This is a genomic window from Sulfurimonas sp. RIFOXYD2_FULL_34_21, assembly GCF_001830805.1.
Taxonomy (GTDB): domain Bacteria; phylum Campylobacterota; class Campylobacteria; order Campylobacterales; family Sulfurimonadaceae; genus Sulfurimonas.
In genome coordinates this window covers 136,414-158,992 of sequence record NZ_MICH01000010.1, presented here as the reverse complement: position 1 = coordinate 158,992, position 22,579 = coordinate 136,414, and the positions used below count along the sequence as shown (strand labels likewise).

26 protein-coding genes are annotated in these 22,579 nt (G+C 34.8%); 5 read left to right on the top strand and 21 right to left on the bottom strand.

Annotated features, from left to right (window positions below; all coding sequences use genetic code 11):
* Positions 1-32: 32 nt before the first annotated feature.
* The 10 genes from A2530_RS06475 to A2530_RS06430 form a co-directional block, all read right to left on the bottom strand.
* A complete protein-coding gene (locus A2530_RS06475; protein WP_294884977.1) occupies positions 33-761 on the bottom strand; it encodes an SDR family NAD(P)-dependent oxidoreductase in 729 nt (242 codons plus the stop codon).
* A gap of 7 nt (positions 762-768) precedes the next feature.
* Positions 769-2,031 (bottom strand): homoserine dehydrogenase, encoded by a 1,263-nt coding sequence (locus A2530_RS06470; RefSeq protein WP_294884978.1) that lies wholly within the window; start codon positions 2,029-2,031, stop codon positions 769-771.
* A gap of 1 nt (position 2,032) precedes the next feature.
* Positions 2,033-3,253, bottom strand: a complete 1,221-nt coding sequence (locus A2530_RS06465; protein ID WP_294884979.1) for an LL-diaminopimelate aminotransferase — start codon at positions 3,251-3,253, stop codon at positions 2,033-2,035.
* Between the two features lie 51 nt (positions 3,254-3,304).
* A complete protein-coding gene (locus A2530_RS06460; protein WP_294884980.1) occupies positions 3,305-4,159 on the bottom strand; it encodes a hypothetical protein in 855 nt (284 codons plus the stop codon).
* Entirely contained in the window at positions 4,153-5,061 is a 909-nt protein-coding gene (locus A2530_RS06455) for a hypothetical protein (protein WP_294884981.1), read from the bottom strand. The genes A2530_RS06460 and A2530_RS06455 overlap by 7 nt, the downstream gene beginning before the upstream one ends.
* The gene (gene rlmB, locus A2530_RS06450; RefSeq protein WP_294884982.1) at positions 5,058-5,738 is read right to left on the bottom strand and encodes a 23S rRNA (guanosine(2251)-2'-O)-methyltransferase RlmB; all 681 of its coding nucleotides are present in this window, start codon (positions 5,736-5,738) and stop codon (positions 5,058-5,060) included. The genes A2530_RS06455 and rlmB overlap by 4 nt, the downstream gene beginning before the upstream one ends.
* A 39-nt stretch (positions 5,739-5,777) precedes the next feature.
* Entirely contained in the window at positions 5,778-6,593 is an 816-nt protein-coding gene (gene rsmI, locus A2530_RS06445; RefSeq protein ID WP_294884983.1) for a 16S rRNA (cytidine(1402)-2'-O)-methyltransferase, read from the bottom strand.
* A 12-nt stretch (positions 6,594-6,605) separates the two neighbouring features.
* Positions 6,606-6,806: a 50S ribosomal protein L31 gene (gene rpmE / locus A2530_RS06440; protein ID WP_294884984.1), complete on the bottom strand. Its 201-nt coding sequence runs from the start codon at positions 6,804-6,806 to the stop codon at positions 6,606-6,608.
* A gap of 99 nt (positions 6,807-6,905) precedes the next feature.
* Complete coding sequence (locus A2530_RS06435) at positions 6,906-7,577, bottom strand: 16S rRNA (uracil(1498)-N(3))-methyltransferase (RefSeq protein WP_294884985.1); 672 nt, start codon at positions 7,575-7,577, stop codon at positions 6,906-6,908.
* Positions 7,574-7,981 (bottom strand): hypothetical protein, encoded by a 408-nt coding sequence (locus A2530_RS06430; RefSeq protein ID WP_294884986.1) that lies wholly within the window; start codon positions 7,979-7,981, stop codon positions 7,574-7,576. Before A2530_RS06430 ends, A2530_RS06435 begins: the two co-directional genes overlap by 4 nt.
* Before the next feature lie 37 nt (positions 7,982-8,018).
* Between A2530_RS06430 and A2530_RS06425 the strand changes: the two genes are divergently transcribed.
* Positions 8,019-9,236: a molybdopterin molybdotransferase MoeA gene (locus tag A2530_RS06425; protein WP_294884987.1), complete on the top strand. Its 1,218-nt coding sequence runs from the start codon at positions 8,019-8,021 to the stop codon at positions 9,234-9,236.
* 4 nt (positions 9,237-9,240) lie between these two features.
* Here A2530_RS06425 and A2530_RS06420 read toward each other — a convergent pair whose 3' ends face one another.
* From A2530_RS06420 to A2530_RS06400, 5 genes are all read right to left on the bottom strand, one after another.
* Entirely contained in the window at positions 9,241-9,822 is a 582-nt protein-coding gene (locus A2530_RS06420) for a 6-carboxytetrahydropterin synthase (RefSeq protein ID WP_294884988.1), read from the bottom strand.
* Between the two features lie 8 nt (positions 9,823-9,830).
* Positions 9,831-10,589: a 7-carboxy-7-deazaguanine synthase QueE gene (locus A2530_RS06415; RefSeq protein ID WP_294884989.1), complete on the bottom strand. Its 759-nt coding sequence runs from the start codon at positions 10,587-10,589 to the stop codon at positions 9,831-9,833.
* On the bottom strand, positions 10,589-11,554 hold the full coding sequence (gene moaA / locus A2530_RS06410) for a GTP 3',8-cyclase MoaA (RefSeq protein ID WP_294884990.1): 966 nt from the start codon (positions 11,552-11,554) through the stop codon (positions 10,589-10,591). Before moaA ends, A2530_RS06415 begins: the two co-directional genes overlap by 1 nt.
* A gap of 129 nt (positions 11,555-11,683) precedes the next feature.
* Positions 11,684-12,313 (bottom strand): hypothetical protein, encoded by a 630-nt coding sequence (locus tag A2530_RS06405; protein ID WP_294884991.1) that lies wholly within the window; start codon positions 12,311-12,313, stop codon positions 11,684-11,686.
* A 134-nt stretch (positions 12,314-12,447) separates the two neighbouring features.
* Positions 12,448-13,683: a hypothetical protein gene (locus tag A2530_RS06400; RefSeq protein ID WP_294884992.1), complete on the bottom strand. Its 1,236-nt coding sequence runs from the start codon at positions 13,681-13,683 to the stop codon at positions 12,448-12,450.
* Between the two features lie 256 nt (positions 13,684-13,939).
* On the opposite strand from A2530_RS06400, the gene A2530_RS06395 reads away from it, so the two are divergent.
* Positions 13,940-14,407 carry an RDD family protein gene (locus A2530_RS06395; protein ID WP_294884993.1) on the top strand — a complete coding sequence of 156 codons (468 nt, stop codon included), beginning with the start codon at positions 13,940-13,942 and terminating at the stop codon, positions 14,405-14,407.
* A gap of 134 nt (positions 14,408-14,541) precedes the next feature.
* Here the strand turns inward: A2530_RS06395 and A2530_RS06390 are convergent, their stop codons facing one another.
* The 6 genes from A2530_RS06390 to mnmG form a co-directional block, all read right to left on the bottom strand.
* Complete coding sequence (locus tag A2530_RS06390) at positions 14,542-15,489, bottom strand: c-type cytochrome (RefSeq protein WP_294884994.1); 948 nt, start codon at positions 15,487-15,489, stop codon at positions 14,542-14,544.
* A 10-nt stretch (positions 15,490-15,499) separates the two neighbouring features.
* Positions 15,500-16,714 (bottom strand): cytochrome bc complex cytochrome b subunit, encoded by a 1,215-nt coding sequence (locus tag A2530_RS06385; RefSeq protein WP_294884995.1) that lies wholly within the window; start codon positions 16,712-16,714, stop codon positions 15,500-15,502.
* Positions 16,715-16,726: 12 nt separating this feature from the next.
* Entirely contained in the window at positions 16,727-17,251 is a 525-nt protein-coding gene (petA, locus tag A2530_RS06380) for a ubiquinol-cytochrome c reductase iron-sulfur subunit (RefSeq protein ID WP_294884996.1), read from the bottom strand.
* Between the two features lie 62 nt (positions 17,252-17,313).
* The gene (locus A2530_RS06375) at positions 17,314-18,180 is read right to left on the bottom strand and encodes a hypothetical protein (protein WP_294884997.1); all 867 of its coding nucleotides are present in this window, start codon (positions 18,178-18,180) and stop codon (positions 17,314-17,316) included.
* 128 nt (positions 18,181-18,308) lie between these two features.
* Positions 18,309-18,857, bottom strand: a complete 549-nt coding sequence (locus A2530_RS06370; protein ID WP_294884998.1) for a manganese efflux pump MntP family protein — start codon at positions 18,855-18,857, stop codon at positions 18,309-18,311.
* A 38-nt stretch (positions 18,858-18,895) separates the two neighbouring features.
* The gene (mnmG, locus tag A2530_RS06365) at positions 18,896-20,773 is read right to left on the bottom strand and encodes a tRNA uridine-5-carboxymethylaminomethyl(34) synthesis enzyme MnmG (RefSeq protein ID WP_294884999.1); all 1,878 of its coding nucleotides are present in this window, start codon (positions 20,771-20,773) and stop codon (positions 18,896-18,898) included.
* A 95-nt stretch (positions 20,774-20,868) separates the two neighbouring features.
* On the opposite strand from mnmG, the gene A2530_RS06360 reads away from it, so the two are divergent.
* The 3 genes from A2530_RS06360 to A2530_RS06350 all read left to right on the top strand — a co-directional run bounded on the left by A2530_RS06360 (position 20,869) and on the right by A2530_RS06350 (position 22,528).
* Complete coding sequence (locus A2530_RS06360) at positions 20,869-21,555, top strand: tetratricopeptide repeat protein (RefSeq protein ID WP_294885000.1); 687 nt, start codon at positions 20,869-20,871, stop codon at positions 21,553-21,555.
* 94 nt (positions 21,556-21,649) lie between these two features.
* A complete protein-coding gene (gene ribE / locus A2530_RS06355) occupies positions 21,650-22,261 on the top strand; it encodes a riboflavin synthase (protein ID WP_294885001.1) in 612 nt (203 codons plus the stop codon).
* A gap of 3 nt (positions 22,262-22,264) precedes the next feature.
* The gene (locus tag A2530_RS06350; RefSeq protein WP_294885002.1) at positions 22,265-22,528 is read left to right on the top strand and encodes an EscU/YscU/HrcU family type III secretion system export apparatus switch protein; all 264 of its coding nucleotides are present in this window, start codon (positions 22,265-22,267) and stop codon (positions 22,526-22,528) included.
* Positions 22,529-22,579 lie beyond the last annotated feature (51 nt).

Below are 22,579 nucleotides of genomic sequence, written 5' to 3'. Positions count from 1 at the left end.
GCGGCAATCTAGGTTATGCAAGAAGTCCAATATTATTTTAGAGAGTTTACAATTTTATCTCTTAAAAATTGCGGAAGCAAATTTAAAAATCGGATTATTAAATAAAATCTAAAAGGAAAGGGATAAAATCTTTTTTCTTTACCGATAGCATCGTAAATTATTTTTGCACCTTTGTCGGTATCTAAAAGAAACGGCATTTTAAAGCTGTTTTTATCGGTCATTTCACTCTTTATAAAACCGGGTAAAATATTTATAACTTTTATACCGTATTTTTTATACTTGTACCTTATTCCCTCGGCATAAGCATTCATAGCTCTTTTTGATGAGCTGTAAGCAACGGAAGTAGGCATACTTATTAATGAAGCAAGGGATGAGATAAAAACAATCTTTCCGCTTTTTTGGGCTTTAAATCGTGGCAGTAATACTTCTAAAATTGCATGATTTGATATAAAGTTAATATCATATAATTTTTTAAAATCTTCAAACGGAGTTATCTCTAAAGAGTGTCCAAGCGACATTCCTGCATTTAAAATAACCATGTCAATATTGTCAAGAGATTTAATTTTTTCTCTAAGCTCATCAAATTCGCAAACATCTACTGTGAATATTTCAACATTTTTGGCATTTTGAAGTTCGGATTTTATTTGAAGTAATCTATCTTCTCTGCGAGCTAACAAAATAAGTTCATTCTCTTTCGTGGCATAGAGTCTAGCAAGAGCTTCGCCTATGCCGCTGCTTGCACCAGTAATTAAGATTTTCAACTCTTTTTTACACTATCCTAATCATAACAGGGGCAAAATTTACAAACTCTAACTTTTCAATCTCTTTCATCATTGTTTGAATATCTCTTTCATACGCTATATGCGTAGATATAAGAAGATTTGCAGAGTTTGCCAAAGATGGACGTTGAAGCATAGTCTCTACCGAGATATTGTTATCTTCAAAAATTTTAGTTATACGTGCTAAAACACCTTTTTTGTCCGAAACATTTATACGAATGTAATATTTTGACTCTATATCATCCGTTGCTTTTAGAGTAAGCTTGCCTTCCATCGGTTTGTCAAAGCCAAGCATAGGTTTGCTTTTTCCGCTTCTTGCAATATCAATTATATTTGCAACTACGGCACTAGCAGTAGCGTCTCCGCCGGCACCAGGTCCATAGTATAGTGTTTCGCCTACTTTATCGCCTACTACACTTATACCGTTCATAACGCCGTCAATTTTTGCTATCATTTCTTGTTTTTTGATTAAACATGCATGAACCCTTAGTTCAACTTCATTTTTATCTTTTTTGGCAATTCCAAGAAGTTTTATAACATAACCGAACTCTTTGGCAAAAGAGATATCGTCTTGTGAAACGTTTTGTATGCCCTCAATCAAAATATCTTCGGGTTTTGCATCTATTCCGTAGGCAATACTTGCAAGGATTAAAAGTTTGTGTGCGGCATCATACCCGCCCACGTCAAAAGTAGGGTCTGATTCGGCATAACCTAACTCTTGAGCCTCTTTTAAGATATCGTTATATGCAACGCCTTCATTTGTCATCTTTGTCATCATGTAGTTACATGTACCGTTCATGATGCCCATAATAGATTCTATATGATTTGCCGAGAGACCGTCACGAAGAGCATTAATAATAGGAATACCGCCTGCAACGCTTGCTTCATACTCAAAAGCGATATCTTGCGCCATTTCCTGAAGTTCATAACGATGATACGCCAAAAGAGCTTTATTTGCCGTAACTACTGCTTTGCCGCTCTTTAATGCACGTTTAACTACTTCAAACGGTTCTTCGACACCACCCATAAGTTCAACTACGATATCTATCTCATCGTCATTTAAAATATCATCCACATTGTCACTAATCTTGATACCTAAATAACTTCTGTCTTTATTTAAATTTTTTACGACTCCGCTCTTAGCTACTATGTCAACGCCCGCTCTTGCAGAGATAACATCGGCATTCTCTTTTAAAATGTTGACAACGCTTGCTCCGACCGTTCCTACACCGATTATTCCGACTTTTATCATACTATTTGTTTTCGTCTTGAAATTGTTTTAAAAACTCTTTGATATTTCTTGCCGCTTGACGAATACGATTGTCGTTTTCAATAAGTGCGATGCGAACGTATCCGTCACCGCTTTCGCCAAAGCCTATTCCAGGAGCCACTGCTACATGAGCTTCAGTTAAAAGTCTTTTTGAGAATTCAAGTGAGCCTAGGTGTGCACAACACTCAGGCAATTTTGCCCAAACAAACATACTTGCCTGATTTTTTCGTATATGCCATCCTGCTCTATCAAACGCCTCTAAAAGTATCTCTTGACGATGGTTATACTTATCGGTAATATCTCTAACACATTGCTGATCTCCGTTTAACGCAATCGTAGCCGCTACTTGAATAGGAGTAAACATCCCGTAATCAAGCCAAGATTTAATCTTTTGAAGAGCACCTATAAGCTTTTTATTTCCAACAAAGAAACCGACACGCCAGCCTGCCATATTGTAGCTTTTTGAAAGAGTAAAGCTCTCAACCGCAACATCTTTTGCGCCCTCAACACTCATAATAGAAGGTGTTACATATCCGTCAAAAGTTATATCTCCGTATGCAATATCGCTGATTATGTAAAATCTCTTCTCTTTTGCCATTGCTACTAATTTAATATAAAACTCTTGTGTCACTGTCGCAGTTGTCGGATTATGAGGAAAGTTAACTAAAACATATTTAGGTTTTGGCGAACACTCTCTAAAAACTCTTGTTAAATCTTCAAAAAATTTATCCTCTTTAACTTTATAATCTTCATCGAACTCAATTGCAAATTTTACGACATTTCCGCCGGCTAAGATAAAAGAATATTCATGAATAGGATAAGTAGGATCCGGCATAACGGCAACGTCACCGGGATTTGTTATAGCATAAGTTAAATGCGCATAACCCTCTTTTGAGCCTATTGTAGCAACACACTCACTCATAGGGTCTAAATCACAGCCGTATCTTCTTTTGTACCAATCAGAAATTGCTACAAGAAGTTTCGGAATACCTTTAGAGGTTGAATAACCGTGAGTTTTTGTTTTTTGGGCAGACTCAATTAGTTTTTCTCTTATATGCTCAGGCGTATCTCCATCCGGATTTCCCATTGAAAAATCTATAACGTCCGCACCTGCTCTGCGAGCAGCCATTTTAAGTGCATTTACCTCGGCGAAAACGTACTCCGGCAATTTTTTTATTCTGTCAAACTGTATCTCATCAAACATCAATATTCCTGATTAAATAATTGATGACATTCTATCAAAAAAATTCTACAATTAATCCACTTTTTTCATAGTGGGTTTTAAAACTAAATCATCTTTGATATTTTTTAGCGTATATATATCAGAAATCTTTATATAATATGTATTCTCACCCATATTTAAAGTTATATTTGTTTTTTTTGTATCTATTTTGGTAACTCTTAGTAGTTTTAAAGATTTATCGTAATATGCAATATATGGATACCAATCATTTCTAGTAGAGCTTGAAACCTCTATTTTATTTACTTTGGAAACATCTAGCCAGTATGCATAAAGAGACCTTTTTAATCTTAGTTCATCGTCATTTGAAATTGTATCAACATTTAGTTTTGCATTTTGCATATCTATAACATATGCCCAGTCGCTCTGTGTTTCCCTACTGATATCAATAATTTTACAGCCGTTTTTTTCAAGTTCTTGACTTAGAATTATAGGATCGGCAGCATACTCTGATGTTAAACTAATTATCCATGTAAACTCTGAATCATTCAGATTTGACTCTTTTGTAACATACCTGTAGTAACCGATATTTCTCAGCGAATCGCTCATAATTTTTATGAAAAAAAGCGGTTCTCCGCTAGTTTTAAAACTAATATCTATCTCACGCGGCTTTTTAAAAAAGAGGTTTAGAATTCCGTTGTCTTTAAGAGTTTTTATAACCTTAACACTGTTTATTTTTCCATCATTACCGTAATAATCAGACCTAGGAGTAAAAATGATGTCTATGTACGCTTTGTCTTTTGCAAATGTAGCAGGATTTACCAAACTTTTAATTTTCTTCATTAAAACATCGTCACTAGGTAAACTTTTTTGTTTATCCGCATGTAAAAAAGAGAAAACTAAAGTAAAAATTAAAACTATTTTTACCATTTATTGCCTCTGTTTAAGCTTTTAAACTCTTCAAAATCTATCTCTTTTAACTCAGAATTTATATATGAAAATCTCATATTTGTAGCATTGTTAAATTTTTTAATCTCATTATTTATCTCTATGGTTATATAGCCGTGCCCAAAAGATAAAAGCCAATCTTTTTGAGCATCTAAAATAAATTCACCTGAAAAGGTTTTATTATGTTTCTCATATGTTTTTAAATCAATATAGCCTATCCAAAGATTGTTTTTTGATTTTATCTTAAAGGATGTATTATCCATAGTAATCTCTTTACTTTTTGTTTCAATCGGCGGCTCGCTTTCTTCTTGAGTATTTATGCTGCTTTTTTTCTCATTTTCTTCTGTTGAAATATTATTTTCATCTGCAACAGTAGTGCTTTTACCTATTGAAACATTGTTCTCAATTGTAGATATATTATTTTCGCCTATAGAGATATTGCTGTCAATTGTAGATATATTATTTTCTGCTACGGATATGTTGTTCTGAGCGCTGTTTATAGTAGTGTTATCAACTCTTAAAACTTCGTTCTGGGAAGGTTGAATAGTATAATATGCAAAAAAAATAAATATTGCCGCACCTAAAATCATATATGCAGCTGTAAAATCCCTTCTTCTGTTGTGTGCAAGAAAAACTTTGTCGATTTTAGCTTTTTTAATTGCCGGTGCATTTTTTTCAAAATATCTTTTAGCGCTCTCTCTTAACTCACTTAAATCTACCGAGTACTCTCTCTCGAGTATAGATATAAAACCAGATAACTGAACGCTGCTCATCCCTTCAAAGCTCTCATGCAAAATCCCTTGGACATAAATCCTTGCGATATGCGTAGATTCATGAATCTTCTGCGCGCCTATAGTTTTTAACTTGTTAAACCCTTCACTCATATCCTCATCCTATCCATCAAAATAGCTCCCGCAACACTAACATTTAAAGAATCAAACTCATGTGACATTTTTATGCTTATGATTTCATCTAATTTTGTACTAACTCTAGCGCTAAGTCCTTCTCCTTCGCTTCCTAAAAAGAGTGCTCTTTTTGGTTTAACTTTTATATCACGAATGTCTATACCACCCATATCTGCGCCATATGTACAAAATCCTGACATTTTAAGATCATTCATAACATTATGAATATTTGTCTCTATTGCAAAAGGCATATCTAAAAGTGCTCCCGTGCTTGTTCGCACAACAGCCTCTAGTGGAAGTGATTTTATTCCGCATGCAATAACTCCATCAACACCTAAAGCATAGGCACTTCTAATAATTGCCCCTATATTTCCTACATCGGTTAAACCAGATAAAACAAGTATAAATTCATAATTTAAAAAGGTTTTATAATCATGTAGTTTGTACTCATCTATTTCTGCCAATACTCCTTGATGGGAAGCATTTTTGCACATTTTTCCCGCAGCATCAGGCGGAATTCTTTTAATCTCAAAATCCATTTTCATAAGACGCGAATACTCTTTTTTATCTATCTCTTTCGCTAAATAAAGTGTTCTTATTTTATTTGGATGATTATTTATAATATAATTAACCGGTTGTTTTGCATAAATTAACATATAGCCATTCTATCTAAAAAAAATTAAAAAACGAAACATTTAGAGATTTAACAGTCTCTCATAACAAGCTTTAGTATTTTCACCTGTTATTTTACCGATAAGTTTTGCCTGTACTTTTTTAGGCAAATCAAGCTCTAAAATATCATTTTGAGTTATTGCACTGCTATTTTGAATGCTACCTGCTTCAATTACCACAACCCACTCTCCTCTAAGATTTGCATCAAGCTTTACTTTAACCTCATCAGCAGTTCCAAAATAGTATTTTTGATACTTTTTTGTAAGCTCTTTTGCCAAAAATATTTTTCGCAAAGGCTCTTCACATGATAATTCATTTAAAAGTTTCTCAAGCCTATGCGGAGACTCGTACAATATTGTCGTATGTCCGCTGCTTAATGCACCTTGAAGCGAAGCGGCTCTATCTTTACCCTTGTGCGGTAAAAATCCCCAAAAAAGCATTTTAGTTTCAACAAATCCGCTTGCTACAAATGCAGTCAAAAGTGCATTTGCTCCCGGAAATATATCATATTTTATGCCATTTTCTTGACAATATTTGACAAGTGCCTGTCCTGGATCACTTATACCGGGCATACCTGCATCACTTACATAAATAACATTTTGTTCAAAAAAGGAAGGTTCAAGCTTTTCTATAAACTCTTTTTCATTGTGAGAATGGAGCGAAATAAAATTTTGATTGGGTTTAAAAGAGGTGTTATATCGCTCTTTTAGGATGTGGATTAGTTTTTTTGTAACTCGGGTGTCTTCACAAAGAAGCGTGTCGGCCTCACTTAGAGCTTCTATTGCTCTAAGCGATATATCGCCGATATTTCCAATCGGAGTTGGAATAAGTGTAAGCAAGAAAAGTCTTGATTATTTTTTTGCATAACGTTGGTTGAATTTTTCAATTCTACCAGCCGTATCTACCATTCTCTCAGAACCTGTAAAAAACGGGTGACACTCGTTACAAATATCTATTCTCATTTCACTTTTTTGACTCTGTGTCTCAAAAGAGTTTCCACATGAACAACTTACTGTACATGTTACTAATTTCGGGTGAATATCTTTTTTCATTTTTTTGCCTTTTGATACTCGGTAATTTGCGAATATCTATATATTTTTTAAATCCGTATGGGTGCGGATTTTAGAAAGCGGATTATATCAAAAATTATCTTAAAGTAGTATTTTGCTAGCTACGGCAACAACGGCACTCTCAGAGCGTAATACCATAGGCGTATTTAGTCTAAAGACCTCCAAAGAAGAGAGCATCTCTTTTTCGGCATTTGAAAAGCCGCCTTCGCAGCCGATTAATACGGTATTAAAATCAGAGCTGTCTTTTAATATATTTTCGCAAAAATCAAACACTTTCGTATCAGGAAATTTAGTTATAAAATCTCTCACGTTTTTATATATCTCAAACTCTATATATGTGCTTCTTCCGTTTTGCTGCATTGAAGCTTCTTGTATTCTATCAAATCTTTTAAAATCAAGTTTAAAGTTTTTTTGACTTCGTTCGCACGATATAAATGATATTCTCTCAACTCCGATTTCACAAAGCAGAGGGAGAACTTTTTCTACGGAATTTGAATCAATTACACACCAGCCTACATGTAAAGATTTTTTACTCTTTACTTCTTGCGGCACTGAAGAGATTAAAGACAATTCTGCATCTCTTGGTTCAACACTTTCAATCTTGTAAGTATGCAAAACTTCTATATTTTCTCTTGATCTGAAATTAAGTATATCACCCTCTTTATGGCGGCGAACTTTTATTAGATATTTATGCAAATCACCTCTTACATGTAGAGTCTCTTTGCCTGCTTCATCATCAAGAATATATATCAAAACAACATCCAAAAAGATATAGTTAAAATTAGAAAAATTTCTAATAGCATAAGTTTCAGTGCGTAAATTTTATAATCTTTAAATATTCTCTCATCATTTTTATTTAAATTCTTTAAGTTAAGAGAGCGTTTTACCTCAATAAGTATAAAAATTACGGCAAAAATTATCATAACTATATTTTGAACTGTAAAATCAAGATGTTTTGATGCCATCATAACAATACCGGTAAAGATTACAACTCCAATTACTGTTGAACCGATAGGTGTAAAAAGCGACATTGCCCTTGTGTATTTAGCTAAGTTTTTTATACCAAAAAGCATAAAAATATTTATTAAAATCACTCCCAAAACAGTCATAACACCGTAGTTATGTGTTACAATACTCATATCATACATTTCATTCATAGTGAAATACTACAATAAATTTAATTAAAGAAGAAACATGGCTGTTACGATAGAAGAAGCTCTTACATATATTTACGCAAATACTACGGCAAAATCACTCAAAATATTACCGATTGAAGAAATTTTAGGATACGTCTTAGCAGAGGACGTTGTAGCTTCACACAATCTTCCTCCTTATGATAACTCTGCAATGGACGGATATGCAGTAAAAATTGAAGATGCAGGTAAAGAGGTAAAAGTAAACCACACTATTTTTGCAGGGGATGACTCAAAAGAGGAACTAAACTGCGGATTTGCTATTAAAATAATGACAGGAGCAAAAATTCCAAATGGATGCGAAGCTATTGTCCCGATTGAAGACGTAACAACAATAGACAGTGCTATAAAACTTCCGCAAACTATAAAATCTTCCAAACATATTAGACTTTGCGGAGAAGATATTAAAAGCAGCGCTACTCTATTAACTAAAGGTCAGAGAATTTATGCACATCATATTACGCTTTTGGCTTCACAGGGAATCAGTCATGTAAAAGTTTACAAAAAACCAAAGATTGCTATTTTTGCCTCAGGGAATGAACTTAAAATGCACTTTGAAAATGTAAAGTCTCATCAACTCTATAACACGAACTCTCCTACATTCTTCTCAAGAGCATTGGAACTTGGATGTGAAGTTGACTTTATAGGAACGGCATGCGACTCTTTGAACGATATACATGAACATATAAAAAGTGCTATTGATAGCGACTTAATTATAACTTCAGGCGGTGTAAGCGTGGGCGATGCTGATTTTACAAAAGAGGCATTTGGAGCATTTGGCTATGAGATATTTTTCGACAAAATAGAAATAAAACCCGGTAAACCGACTACTTTTGGACGTATAAAAGAGACTTTAGTTTTAAATCTACCCGGAAATCCACTTGCGGCAGCTCTAAATTTTGAGCTATTTGCAAAAAGCATTATTCTAGCCCTTAGCGGAGATGAGGCTAAATATATAGGCATTATTGAGACAAAAATGACAAATGACTACATGTTAAAATCAGGAAGAAGAACTCTTATCCCAGGATATTTTGACGGCTCTTCGTTTGAACCTCAAATAAGCTTTTCACCGGGAATGATATCACCGCTTGCAGTATCTAACTCTTACATTATAGTCGATGAAAATTGCGAAATATTAAAAAAAGATGCTAAAGTTAAAATTATCCCGACCAGATTTAGTTTTAACTCCAAAGAAGCAGTAAATCTGATAAACAGTTAGAAATTTATACACTTTTTGGGTTTATAAATTTCTCCTTGTTTTTTATCTTCTCAAATAATTTGCTATCATGCCAACTGTTTTGAACTTCACTGCTAAAGATAATATCATCTAAATCAATTAAGCCCATATTTAGAGAGTATGCATCCTCTCTAAAAGCCTGAGCATATCCGGTATCCGTCTCATGCGCTATTACACTGTTAAGTTTTACCTCTTTTTCACCGTTAACCGTAGTCGTAAGTTCTAAAAGCTTGTCTATAAGTATAAATATAACGCGTGAAAACTGCTCGGCTGAAGGAGAAACCGGAATAACAACCCATCTTGAAGAGTGTTTTTTCATATCCTCTATATACTCTTTGCTATCTTCGCTCCAGATAGCAATTGAGTGGTCAAAACTCTCTATCAATGCTTTCATATTTTGCTTCATTAGTCCAAAATCATAAACCATTTGACCGTTATCCAAAAAATTTGACTCAAAAAGAAGTTCCACTTTGTAAGAGTGTCCGTGAAGCGAACTTCTGCATTTAACGGTAGAACAGCCTCTGACTATATGAGCGCTTTCGAATTTAAACATTTTTCTAATTATCATCTACTCTCCTAAACACCCTTATTTTTATCCCAAACTCTTATATGAAGCCTGTCACTAAAATTATATCCTTTTGATTTACAAAACTCGATAAGCGGCTCGGTATTTGCTTCGACTTCTTCTTTATTTCCGCCAAGAGGCATGCAGTAAACCGAAGTTGTAGGCGAATGAATAATTATCTCCTCTATCTCCTCTTCAAGTCCCAAATTAATAGACTCGGCATCAATTGAAAATTTAAAAAAAGCCTCTTTTGCATTGGTTGCAATAGAGTTTATTACATTACCTCTTACTCTTTTTCCAAAAGATTCATTTGAGTTTGAAAGCTTTATAGAAAGTGCAAATATACATTTTTTATAAATCGGATACTGTTCAAAATCTACATGTATAGAACCGTTTGTCTCAAAAGTAATTTTATGCCCTTGTACATGTAATGCTTCTAAAAATTCTACAAATATCGGCTCGCTAGCATATATTAGCGGCTCTCCGCCTGTTAGAACTATATCTACTTTTTTTGGCAGTTCGTACAAATTTAAAATATTTAACAGTTCTTTAGAGCTCTTTATGGGTATCCAGTTTTGTAAAAAGTGCTCTTTGTTAACGGCATATACCGTATCGCACCCTAAAACTTGAGTACCGTTAGGCGCTATTTCTTCACAACCAAAACCTTCACACTTCATATTGCAACCGCCAAATCGGAAAAAAAGTGATGGAGTACCGGTATATCTCCCCTCGCCTTGAATAGAGTAAAAATGCTCAACCAAATATATCATCAGCCGCCAGTCTCATAAAATGCACGAGAAGAGACTTCACCATCATCTCCGCCCCAGCGATTTTTTTCAGGCTTATTCTTTACCACTTCTCTTAAAACTTCAGCAGCACCTTCTATATCTCCTGCTTTTATCGCTTTTCCAATACTTAGTGCCTCATCAAAATATAAACATGGTATAAGCTGTCCTTCTGCCGTTAAGCGAATACGATTGCACTGTTTACAAAAATCATCTTCATAAGGCTCTATAATTCCAAATCTATAACCGTCTTTCATACGATAATAGTGTGAAGGGGATGAACCGTCAAATCCCTCATCTTCAAACTCATATTGCTTTGCCAAAATTCCTAAAAGCTCAGGAGATTTCAATCCGCTAATCTCTTTTGCGGCAAACTGATTTTCCATGTATTCTATAAATCGTATCGACATATTTCGCTCTTTGCAATACTCTAAAACATCTAAAATTTCATCAGCATTTACATTTTTCATAGGAACCATATTTACTTTTACTTTTAACCCAACGGCTCTTGCTTCTTCAACGCCTTCTAAAACATTTTTTAAAACATCTTTACCTGCTATTTTCTGTGCAACTTCAGGTTTTAGTGTATCAATACTTACATTTAAACGTTTAAGTCCTGCATCTTTTAATTTTTGTGCTGTTGATTTAAGAAGAAATGCATTTGTAGTCATAGCCAAATCTATGTTAGGCTCATACTCGTAAATCATTTTTATAAATTTATCTAAATCTTCACGTAAAAGCGGCTCTCCGCCGGTAATACGGATTTTTTTAATTCCTTCGTCAATTGCAACTTTGACAAATAAAAAAAGTTCTTCAAATGTAAGAAGATTCTCTTTTGGCACCCATGAAAACGGTTTTTCAGGCATGCAGTATTGACATCTAAAATTACATCTCTCAGTTACGGAGATACGAAGATAATCAACAACTCTCTCATAGCTATCTATTAGCATTAATTTTCCTATTTAATTGTTGTATGTATTATATCTTTTAGAGCTAAAATAAAGTTTGATGAGAATCATAAAAATTGAAAACTGCGAGGAAGTGGATTGCTTCACTTCGCTCGCACTGTCGAAGTAGTTTTATTTGGAGATTATTTGAGATTTTAGAGTTTTAAATTCTTCGTCAGTTAAAGCGCCTTTTTCTTTTAATTTATACGCTTTTTCCAATTCATCAATCTTTGATGTAGATTTAACTGTTGAGACTTGAACACTTGGTTCCTCTTTTTTTGACTCACTTGTGCCGACTAATTCAGTAATAACGTTGTTTACATCTTCCAAAACTGAACCGGCAAGTCCTGTTTTAACAATCTCTTCTTTAGCAATCTCTTTTGAGATATTTTCAAAGCTAAAGCCACCGTTTTGTAAATTATCTCTTATTCTAAGATAGTAAGTTTCCCCGACTTTTAAGTCCAAAGTAACAGATTTTTCCTCGATACTATCTCTTGTTGCGGAAAATTTAATCTTTTGAGGCTTTAAATCAAATAACATGTACTCATTGCTTTTAATTCTACCCTCAACACTTTTATCATTTATTCTGATTGTGAAGTTCTGGCTAGAACTACCATCTGCTAATTCACTATAATTTGGCATATATATGTAAGCTATGGAAGCATCTTCAACCGGCGCACTCTCTTTGAAAGGAACTTTACTTCCACATCCTGTCATTAGTAACAATGAGACCGCAGTTATTAATATTTTGATTTTTTTCATCTGTACTCTTTTTTATTTTGATTAGATTAAATTATATCATAATGAGTTAAATATTATATAAGAGAAAGAGGATTTAAATAGATACTCTCAAGCAAAAGCTTGAGAGAATAAACATCTATAATATAAAATGTTTATTAGAAGTTGTAACGAGCAACAAGACGAACTAAATCTTGACCATCAGCTGCACCAGCTGCAGCATCCCAAGATTGGTTAACGTAAGCAGCTAAGAAATCTACACCGCCAGCTTTAACTTTGTAAATTAACTCTAAGTCAGTTAAATCTTTTGGAACAGCAATATTGCGGTTATCATCAGTCATTGTACCTTGAGCGATAATTGTACCTGCGCTACCAAGACTATAAGCAGCTTTTAACATGTAAGTGTCATTGTCTGAATATAAAGATGATTGATTAAGAATCATTTGAGTATATAGTGGAGTTTTTACACCGCCAGTATTTTTTATTCCTACAGTTCCGTCATCAACAGTTGTATAAGCAGCCATTAAAGTTAGAGCATCAACTTTCATACCAACTTTTAAACCTAAAGCACTAGTATCTGTTAAGCCAGCAGCATCCGGTGAAATTTGTCCACCTTGAATACCAAAGTTAAGTCCCATTGGTAAATCTTTACCAGCTATAGCTACATCACCCCAAAAAATATCTGCATCAACAGATCCAGCTACATTTGATACTGAATAGTATGTACCTGTTACAGTAGCCATTGGAATAGATTTATTTTGAACAGTTAGCATATAAGCTGTACCATCTACAGTACCTGCTGTTGTAGTAAGATCTCCAAATGCTGACATATTTGATCCAACATTGTTGTAGTTTCCTCCACCAACATAAGCACCAACTAAAGTAGTGTTTGGAATATCAGTGTTAACAACTAAAGCAGCATCAAAAGTATTTTTAAATACATTCCATCCCTCAGAGTATGCAAACGGTGAAAGAGATTGAGGAAGTTCTTGACGACCAAGTTTTACAGTTGTATTAGCAATTTTTTTAGCAACATACAATTGGCTTAAATAAACATCATCAGAAATACTGTTTTCAGTTATTCCACCGTTAACATTTTGCATAGTATTAGAAACAATATTTTTCTCTAAACCTAATGTTCCTAAATAGTTGATTTGTGAACCAAAAGTAAAGCCATTTTTAAGATCTGCATCCAAATTTAATTGAAGACCAGCATTAGCTCTTCCTGTTGCTTGATCAAAAAGGTCTGGCGAACCTGCACCGTTATTAGCTAGTGTTTGATAGTAAACTACCGCTTGACCAGTTGTTGTAATATCGATACCCTTATCTGCAGCCATTGCTGTAGTTGCAATTAGTGACGCTGCTACTATTGACATTTTTACTATTTTTCTCATTTATTTCTCCTGTTTTTGTCTCTTTATCACCCATATAGAAGTGATACCTTTGTGATAAAATTATCACTCAAGTATCACTTCTAATTATGTGAAAAATTACGACTTGACATATTCTACACCCCCAATTTTTAAATTAAGTTTAAACCAACTCTTTTATTCATAATTTGTTTACTTATTGTTATTAATTATACATTTTAAGTCATATTTTGCATATTCTAGGCATTTAAATGACTCTTTAATCTGTTATAATTACGCTATGAGATTTAGAAAACTTAAAAAAAACAACAAATTATTAGATGTAAAGTTAGCGCAAAAGTATTTTTATGCGCCATATAACTATAGGGTTAAAGCGTTCATAACAGATATGTTTATGATATATGCACCTATACTTTATGGTATAGCCTATGTAGCAATGAATGGGAAAGATGATTTTCAATCCTCGCAGCTAGCACCTTTTGTAGGAGTTTCTCTTTATGGGCTTATTTATGCGACACTTTTAAGCAAGTTCGGACAGACCCCTGGAAAAAAAGCTTACGAAATAAAAGTTGTTGATGATAAAACAGGAAATAATATAAGTTTTTTTAAAGCAATTTTAAGATTTGTTGCTTTTTTATTTACTGCAACTACACTTTTAGGACTTTTTATCCCTTTTTATAGAAAAGACAAAAAAGCTCTTCATGATTTAATTAGCAATACAATTGTTGTAGTAATAAAGAGACAATAGAGTTCTTGATAACTATTCTTTTAGATTGCTTCACTTAGTTTGCGATGACTAAAGATTTGTAATGGTATAAAATTGGGAGACATAGGAAGTAGTAAAATTATATCTTACCTCAAGAAGAGGTAAGATTTTTTAAATTAGTGCAACTCTCTCCACACTTGTTTTTTCCAAAGCAGTGCGAAAATAGCAAATATGATAGCAAAAATCATTACATTTTTACCAACAGACGCTCTCTCATGTCTTTTTGTATCGCCAGCATCTGCTAGATACTCAATAACTTTCTCAGCAGTATCAGCAGTAACACCAACTCTAGGCATTGCAGTACCAGCTAATTGGTTTTGAGGGTTTTCCACAAAAGTGCTTATGAAGTGCTCTCCGCGAGAACGAATATACATACTTAAATCTGGAGGCAATTTACCCATATATTTTGTAAGTGATTCTTGATACTCTAACACTTTTATATCAAATGCCAAAGACTCTTTTTCAAATTTGAACTCAGGCTTTGTACCAATTTGAGTCCATTTTTCATAAGAGACTGCATGACATCTTCCACAAGCATTTTCATATGCCATAGTAGGAGTCAATTCCTCTTTGCTCACAGCAATAGATTGTAAGTATGTAACCATATCCGCAATTTCTTGATCTATGTCTCCGCCAGCACCATAAAATGGAACCATCGGGTGCATTTGACCTTTAGCAGCATCAAACTTATGCTCTACTTTTAGTGCATGAGCAGGATTTTTAATTAAATCTGCCAAAAATTTAGCATCATATACAACTCCAGCATTACTTAAATCAGGTGGATTTACACCATAACTTCCAGCAGCTGTAACTGCGTCCATTGCTGCAGGCATACTCTCTTTATTAATTGAGTGACAACCAGTACATCCTGCTGCCCCTGTAACTAAAACTTTACCGTTTTGTGCATTACCTGTTTTACTAATCGGCGACAAATCTGCATAAGCAAAATTTTCTCCCTCTACATGTTTATGCATTTGAGAGTGTGCAAACGGCTCAACTAACCAATAAGTTAGGAGAGTAAAAGCAACAACAACAACCAGTATTAAAGGTTCTTTATTTTTCATCCTATTCTCCTTACGCTTTTTTTTCATTTTTAGTTATAAATGGAAGAGCTACCCATAATATAATAAATAGTAGTGCCGCAACTAAACCTATAGTACTAAATATACCTTCTGGAGGTAATTTACCCATAGCTGTTAATACAATCATATCTACCAAAAGTATCCAAAACCATATATTAAACGCTCCACGACGACTTGCAGGAACTGCATTTGGACTTAAATCCAACCATGGCAACAACATAAAGATAACTTGTGCAAAACCAAATGCTATTAGACCGATATTTACAGAAAATGGACGAAGAATTTCGTACGACCATAAGAAATACCACTCAGGATAGATATGCGCAGGAGTTTTAAGTCCATCAGCAGGGTCAAAGTTTACAGGGTCAAGTGCAAATCCATATTGGAAAAATACAAGATAAAAGAAAAAAATTAAGTAGATACCTACAACCATCATATCTTTACTCATAAAATCGTTAGCAAAACGCATAACTTTTGAACCGGCTTTATCACCTGCTAAATATTTTTTACTCTCTGCATGAAAATCAATCTCTTCACCGTCTTGATTATTAACATGTGGAATACGTAAAGCTGCGAAGTGAAGCCCGATTAATCCCATAATTGCTAATGGTAAAAGAAGTACGTGAAGCATAAAGAAACGAGTTAAGAATGCTTGTGCCGGAACATAATCTCCACGAATCCACTCAACTAAACCGTCCATATGTAATCCGCCAAGACTAAAAATATTTGTAATAACCATACCTGCCCAGTAACTCATTTGTCCCCATGGCAACATGTAACCAGAAAACGCTTCAGCCGAGAAAGTAACAAAAAGTAGCATACCTGAAATCCAAATCATCTCACGACCCTTTTTGTAAGAACCGTAATAGATACCTGTAAACATGTGAATATAGATAACTAAGAAAACAACTGATGCAGCAACACCGTGAACATGTCTCCATAACCATCCAAAATCAACATCTCTCATAATCGTATAGTTTACGCTATAGAATGCATCTTTAACATCTGGTTGATAGTACATTAACAAGAAAATACCTGAAACTAACAGTAGTGCGAAAGTTATCGCTAAAACCATACCCATTGCCCATAAAAAGTTAATATTTTTTGGAATCCAATACTCAGATGCCATAACTTTTTCAACTTTTTCAACTGCTAAACGTTGGTTCAACCAATCTTTAACACTTGTTGCTTTTGTAAAATGTGCCATAATTCCTCCCCCTTAAAGCGTTATGCCGCTATCTTTCATAGCTTTATATTCCGGACCTACTTCGCCAAGAACAATTTTAGTACCCTCAATTTTGAATGGAGGAATATCAAATGCGCGTGGTGGTGGAACTTTTGTTACTTCACCTGCCCAGTTAAACTGACCGCCGTGACAAGCACATAAAAAAGACTTCTCTGCAGCGTTATACCCTGGAATACAGCCTAAGTGTGTACATAAACCGATAGCTAACATAAAATGAGAATCGCCTACAACGACATCTCTGGCTTTTTGGCTCTCTGTTTGACTAGCAACCATTTCAGGAGTTTTTTTCAAAACGAAAATTGGTTTTCCTCTCCATTTTTCCGTTATTAACTCACCCTCTGGATATATTGTCATATCAAGAGTTGTGAAACCGGCAGCTTTAACACTCGGAAGCGGATCCCAAGTCTTTTTCATTGCAACCAATGAACCAACTGCACCAACACCTGCTACGGCGCCAAATGCTTTACCCATAAAACCTCTACGGCTACTGTTATGCATGTTTGCTCTCTCTTTCTTGTAAAATTTAAATGCTGATTATATACTAAAATATATTTAAGTAATTATAAAGTTAAGCTTTCTTTTATGAATTTTTCGATTTTGTTACTAATATGTTCCATTTCGGAATATTCGCGGTTTTCAAGGCTTTTTAATGTTGTCAAAAGCTGACAATATTCATAGTTTTTTATTATAGGTATATTTAATTTATTAAACAACTCTTGAAAATTTGAATTATAATCATCTCTTTGAAAATATATCGGTTTTCCACCGGATGCTAAATTTTCCAAAGCAGCTTGAGGGGACGCTGTTACTAAAATCTCTGATTTTTTTATTACTTCATCATAATTTTCAAACTCTTGATGATTTATAAACTTCTCTTTTAACATGTCTTCATAATCTAAAAAATAGTAAAAACCTAGAAGCAGATTTGGGTTCAGTTCTTCAATAAAAGAGATATTTTTTTCTAAATCTTTTTCATAATCATCATCTCCAAAGAAGTAAGACAATTTTATATTTTTTTCCTCTTTTTGAAAATATTTGTCATCCACAACAATGGCATTACAAATACCCTCTCCGCTTAAATATGGAGATATTAGAAACTCATTTGGCGCTTTTACGTCATCTTTATCATCGCTGACACGTATAAAAGTAGAAAAATAACTACGCATATCTTCAAGCATTATAGAATTTGCTTCATCTGAATCAAAAATTATTTTATCTCCGCGATTTGCAATTTTAGGGATATTTCTTACAACGTCTATTCCTACGGCTTTATCCACTCCGAAGTTTCTTGCCTCATTAGCAATGCGAAAATCAGAGCAAAGAAGGGTAATATCCACATCTTTTAGCAAACGAATTATGCTACACGCTCTTCTAAATCTGTCAAGCCCTATACGGTGCCCGGTATGTACATAATAATATATTTTCAAAACTATCTCTTTTTCAATTTTTTCGCGAATTGTACTATTAAAGAGATTAAACACTAAACAAAGAATGATAATACTTAGTAAAACTCAAATTATCCGAGAATACATATCGTACTAAAAATATAGTTGTTTCAAAATAAATGCTCTATCAATATTTTCAGTCCAATTCCTATTAAAATAACTCCGCCGATTTTTTCAGCCTTATCTTCAAGAAATGAACCGCCTTTTGTTCCCATATAAACTCCAAAATAACTAAATGCAAATGTCACTATGCCAATAAGTGCCATAGATACAAAAGGATCAAGTTCAAGTAAATTAAGAGTAAATCCGGCTGCCATTGCATCTATGCTTGTAGCAATTGCTAAAAATAAAAGTACTTTATTTGTTATTTGAGCTATCTCGTCTTCAGCTCCCTCTTGAAAACTTTCATAAAGCATTTTTCCGCCGATTGCCGACAAAAGAACAAATGCAATCCAGTGATCTATCGACTCTATAAAAGTTCCTAAACCAATACTTGCCAAATAGCCGACAAGTGGCATTAAAGCTTGAAAAAAACCAAAAAAAAGTGCTGCTTTAAAAGCTAATTCTTTATTAAAATTTTGTGATTTCACACCAAGCCCGACTGAAACTGCAAATGCATCCATAGAAAGCGCAAATGACAATAATAAAATTTCAATCATATAAATTTATTCTCCTGAGAACTTATGTATTTTCTCATTTACTTTTGTTTTTTAGAATCAATTTTTATATGTATATGAAGTATCTCTATCGCCGCTGGCGTTATACCGCTAACTTGAGAAGCCGCTTGAAGTGTAGGAGGATTGAAGGTTTCTAGTTTTTCAACTATCTCTTTGCTCAAACCGCTTATTGCTCTAAAGTTAAAATTTTGCGGGATTTTTACTTTGAGATATTTTTTCATCTTCTCTATCTCCTCGCTCTGCTTTTGGACATAGCGGGCATATTTACCCTCTACTAAAATCTCCTCTTTTATATAATCTTCATACTTGTCTAATTCAGGCACTATTTTTATCATCTTCTCTATATCGAAAGTTTTTCTTGAGATTAGCTGTTGAGCGGTAATAGTGTCTTTTATCTTCTCTTCTCCGATTGATTCCAAAAACTCTATAAACTCTCTGTTAGGCGTAAATACGGTCTCATTTAAAACTCTAAGTCCATCTTGAATATGCTCATTTTTCAACTTGACTTTTTCATATACCTCATCACTAATAAGTCCTATTTCATGTCCGTAACGGCTAAGTCTCGTGTCTGCTGATTCTTCACGAAGCAGAAGTCTGTATTCTGCGCGAGATGTAAACATGCGATAAGGTTCTTTTGTCCCTTTTGTTACCAAATCATCTATCAAAACACCGATATATGCTTCATCACGGCGTAAGACAAGCGGTTCTTTATTTTGAATTGCAAGTGTCGCATTTATGCCTGCCATCAAGCCCTGAGCAGCAGCCTCTTCATAACCGGTTGTTCCGTTAATCTGTCCTGCAAGATATAATCCGCTGATTTTTTTTGTCTCAAGTGAATGTTTAAGCTCTCTTGGATCTACAAAATCATACTCGATAGCATATCCATAGCGAACTATTTTTGCATTCTCAAGTCCCTTTACCGAGTGAATCATCTGTTGTTGAACATCTGGCGGAAGCGAAGTACTCATACCGTTTATATAACACTCGGTATTTTCCATAGTTTGAGGCTCAATAAAAAGATGGTGTCTGTCTTTATCTCTGAAACGATTTATCTTATCCTCTATACTTGGGCAATATCTTGGTCCCGTTCCCTCAATCTGTCCCGTAAAAAGCGGCGCACGGTAAAAATTACTCTCTATGATGTTATGGGTATTTTCATTTGTATAAGCTATAAAGCAAGGAATCTGTTTTTTAGTTTTTCTAAAATTTTCTCTGTCGGTTCTAAAACTAAAAGGACTTGGAATCTCATCTCCGCCCTGCTCTTCCATAACGGAAAAATCTATAGACGAACTCTCTATTCTGGCACATGTACCGGTTTTTAGTCTGCCCATCTCTAAACCGCACTCTCTTAGCGAGTCGCTAAGACTGACACTGCTCTGCTCCCCGAAACGTCCGCCGATTTGCTTTATCTCGCCTACATGTATAACGCCTTTTAAAAATGTTCCGCTTGTGATAATCACTTTTTTAGCCATATAAACATTTAATAAATTGGTTTTTACGCCTTTGACTTTTGCATCTTCAACAATAAGAGACTCCACCATCTCCTGAACCAAATCAAGGTTTGAAGTTGTTAGAACCTTGTTTCTTGCAATAACACGGTATCTGTCCATATCGATTTGAGCGCGACTTCCGCGAACGGCAGGGCCTTTTGTATGATTGAGTATTCTAAATTGAATTCCGGCTTCATCGGTAATAAGCCCCATTTCGCCGCCTAGAGCATCAAGCTCTCGCACTAAATGTCCTTTTGCCAAACCGCCTATTGCAGGGTTACAGCTAGTTGCTCCAACATTTTCGGCAAGCATAGAAATCATCAAAGTTTTACTACCCATTCTAGCACTTGAGAGAGCCGCTTCTACTCCGGCATGTCCGCCGCCGACTACTATTACATCATAATTCATATATAGTTCCAGTTTTTATTTAATTGATTCATTAAAGCGAATTTTATCATTTTTGAGTATCATTTGCATAATATATTTTAATACGGTTTAAACAGATGATAAAAAAAGCACATGAAGCATACAACAAGCAGGATTTTAAAACTGCCTTTGAACTCTATACCGAGTTGGCAGATAAAAATGATGCAGATGCGATGACATCTCTTGGCTACATGTATCAAAATTCTCAATATTGTCAAAAAGATGATGCAAAAGCAGTAGAGCTTTACGAAAAGGCGGCAGAGCTAAAACAGCCATATGCACTTTATAATTTGGCGATTTTATACATGAACGGAATCGGCGGAGTTTCTCATGACCAGTTTAAGGCACATGAACTTTACATGCAAGCGGCTATTAGAGAAGTGCCTCAGGCTATGTATGAGGTAGCACTTATGCTTGAGCGCGGTTTGGGATGTCTTCAAAACTTTTCAGAAGCCGCTTTTTGGTATGAAGAGGGAGCAAAACGCGGTCACTTAGAGTCTTTTAACAATCTCGGAGTTTTATACAAAGACGGGCACGGTGTCGCAAAAAACGAAAGCAGATGTTTTACATGTTTTAAAAGAGCAGCTGATGGCGGTCTGGCAGAAGGGCTTTATAATCTTGGTCTGCTTTATGATCAGGGAGTCGGATGCGAGCAAGACCATGACAAAGCACTTGACTTGTGCAGAAAAGCCGCATACAATGGACATGCCAAAGCAAAAGAGATTATCAAAGGTCTTCAAGAAGAGGGTAAAATAGTATTTTAATATTTATGCGTCAATCGGAACAAGTCCCGCTTGACTACGCTAGCCGCTAAGGCACTAAAGCTTGCCTCTTTGAGGCAGAAAATAAGGAAAGTAGATGTTTACTGGATTAATACGAGAGATAGCACATGTAAAAAGTTTAGCCGGAAGTACATTGAGTATCAGAGCAAAACATAAAGCAAAACTCGGCGACTCTATCGCAATCAACGGAGCATGTTTAACGGTTGTAAAAGTAAACAGCGACGGTTTTAGCGTTGAGCTCTCTCCTGAGAGTCAAAAAGTATTGGCGATGGAAAACTACAAAAACGAAGTTCATATAGAACCTGCCATGATGATGGGCGACAGGTTTGAAGGACATGTCGTTCAAGGTCATGTTGATTGTATCGGCGAGATAAAAGAGATAAAAAACAGCGGCAACTCATATGATGTTTTTATACATGTAGATAAAAAATTTATCCCGTACATTATTCCAAAAGGCTCTATAACCGTTGATGGCGTAAGCTTAACCGTAAATGAAGTGTTTGCGGATAGTTTTAGACTTACTATAATTCCGCATACGATGAAAGAGACACTTTTTAGAAACTACCGCAAAGGCTCACATGTAAATATCGAAACCGATATGTTTGCCAGATACGTTGCACATATTATTTCACATCAAAAAGCTTCTCTGACATGGGATGAAGTAGAATCTATCTCTGCGATATATTAGAAAATGAGTGATAAAGCAGCTGCCTTAAAGTATGATAAAACAAGCGGTGGTGCTCCAAAAGTCATAGCTTCGGGCAAAGGCAATATTGCTCAAATGATAGTACAAAAAGCCAAAGAGTTTGATATTCCGATATTTGCAAATGAGGCTCTTGTAAACTCGCTTATAAATTTAGAAATAGACCATGAGATACCCAGCGAACTTTATAGTGCCGTCGTGGATGTTTTTGTATGGCTTATGAAAAACGAGAAAAAATTTAACAAACATTAAACAATTAAATTACATTTTGCTATACTATTGGCTACGCGTAAATTTAATTCA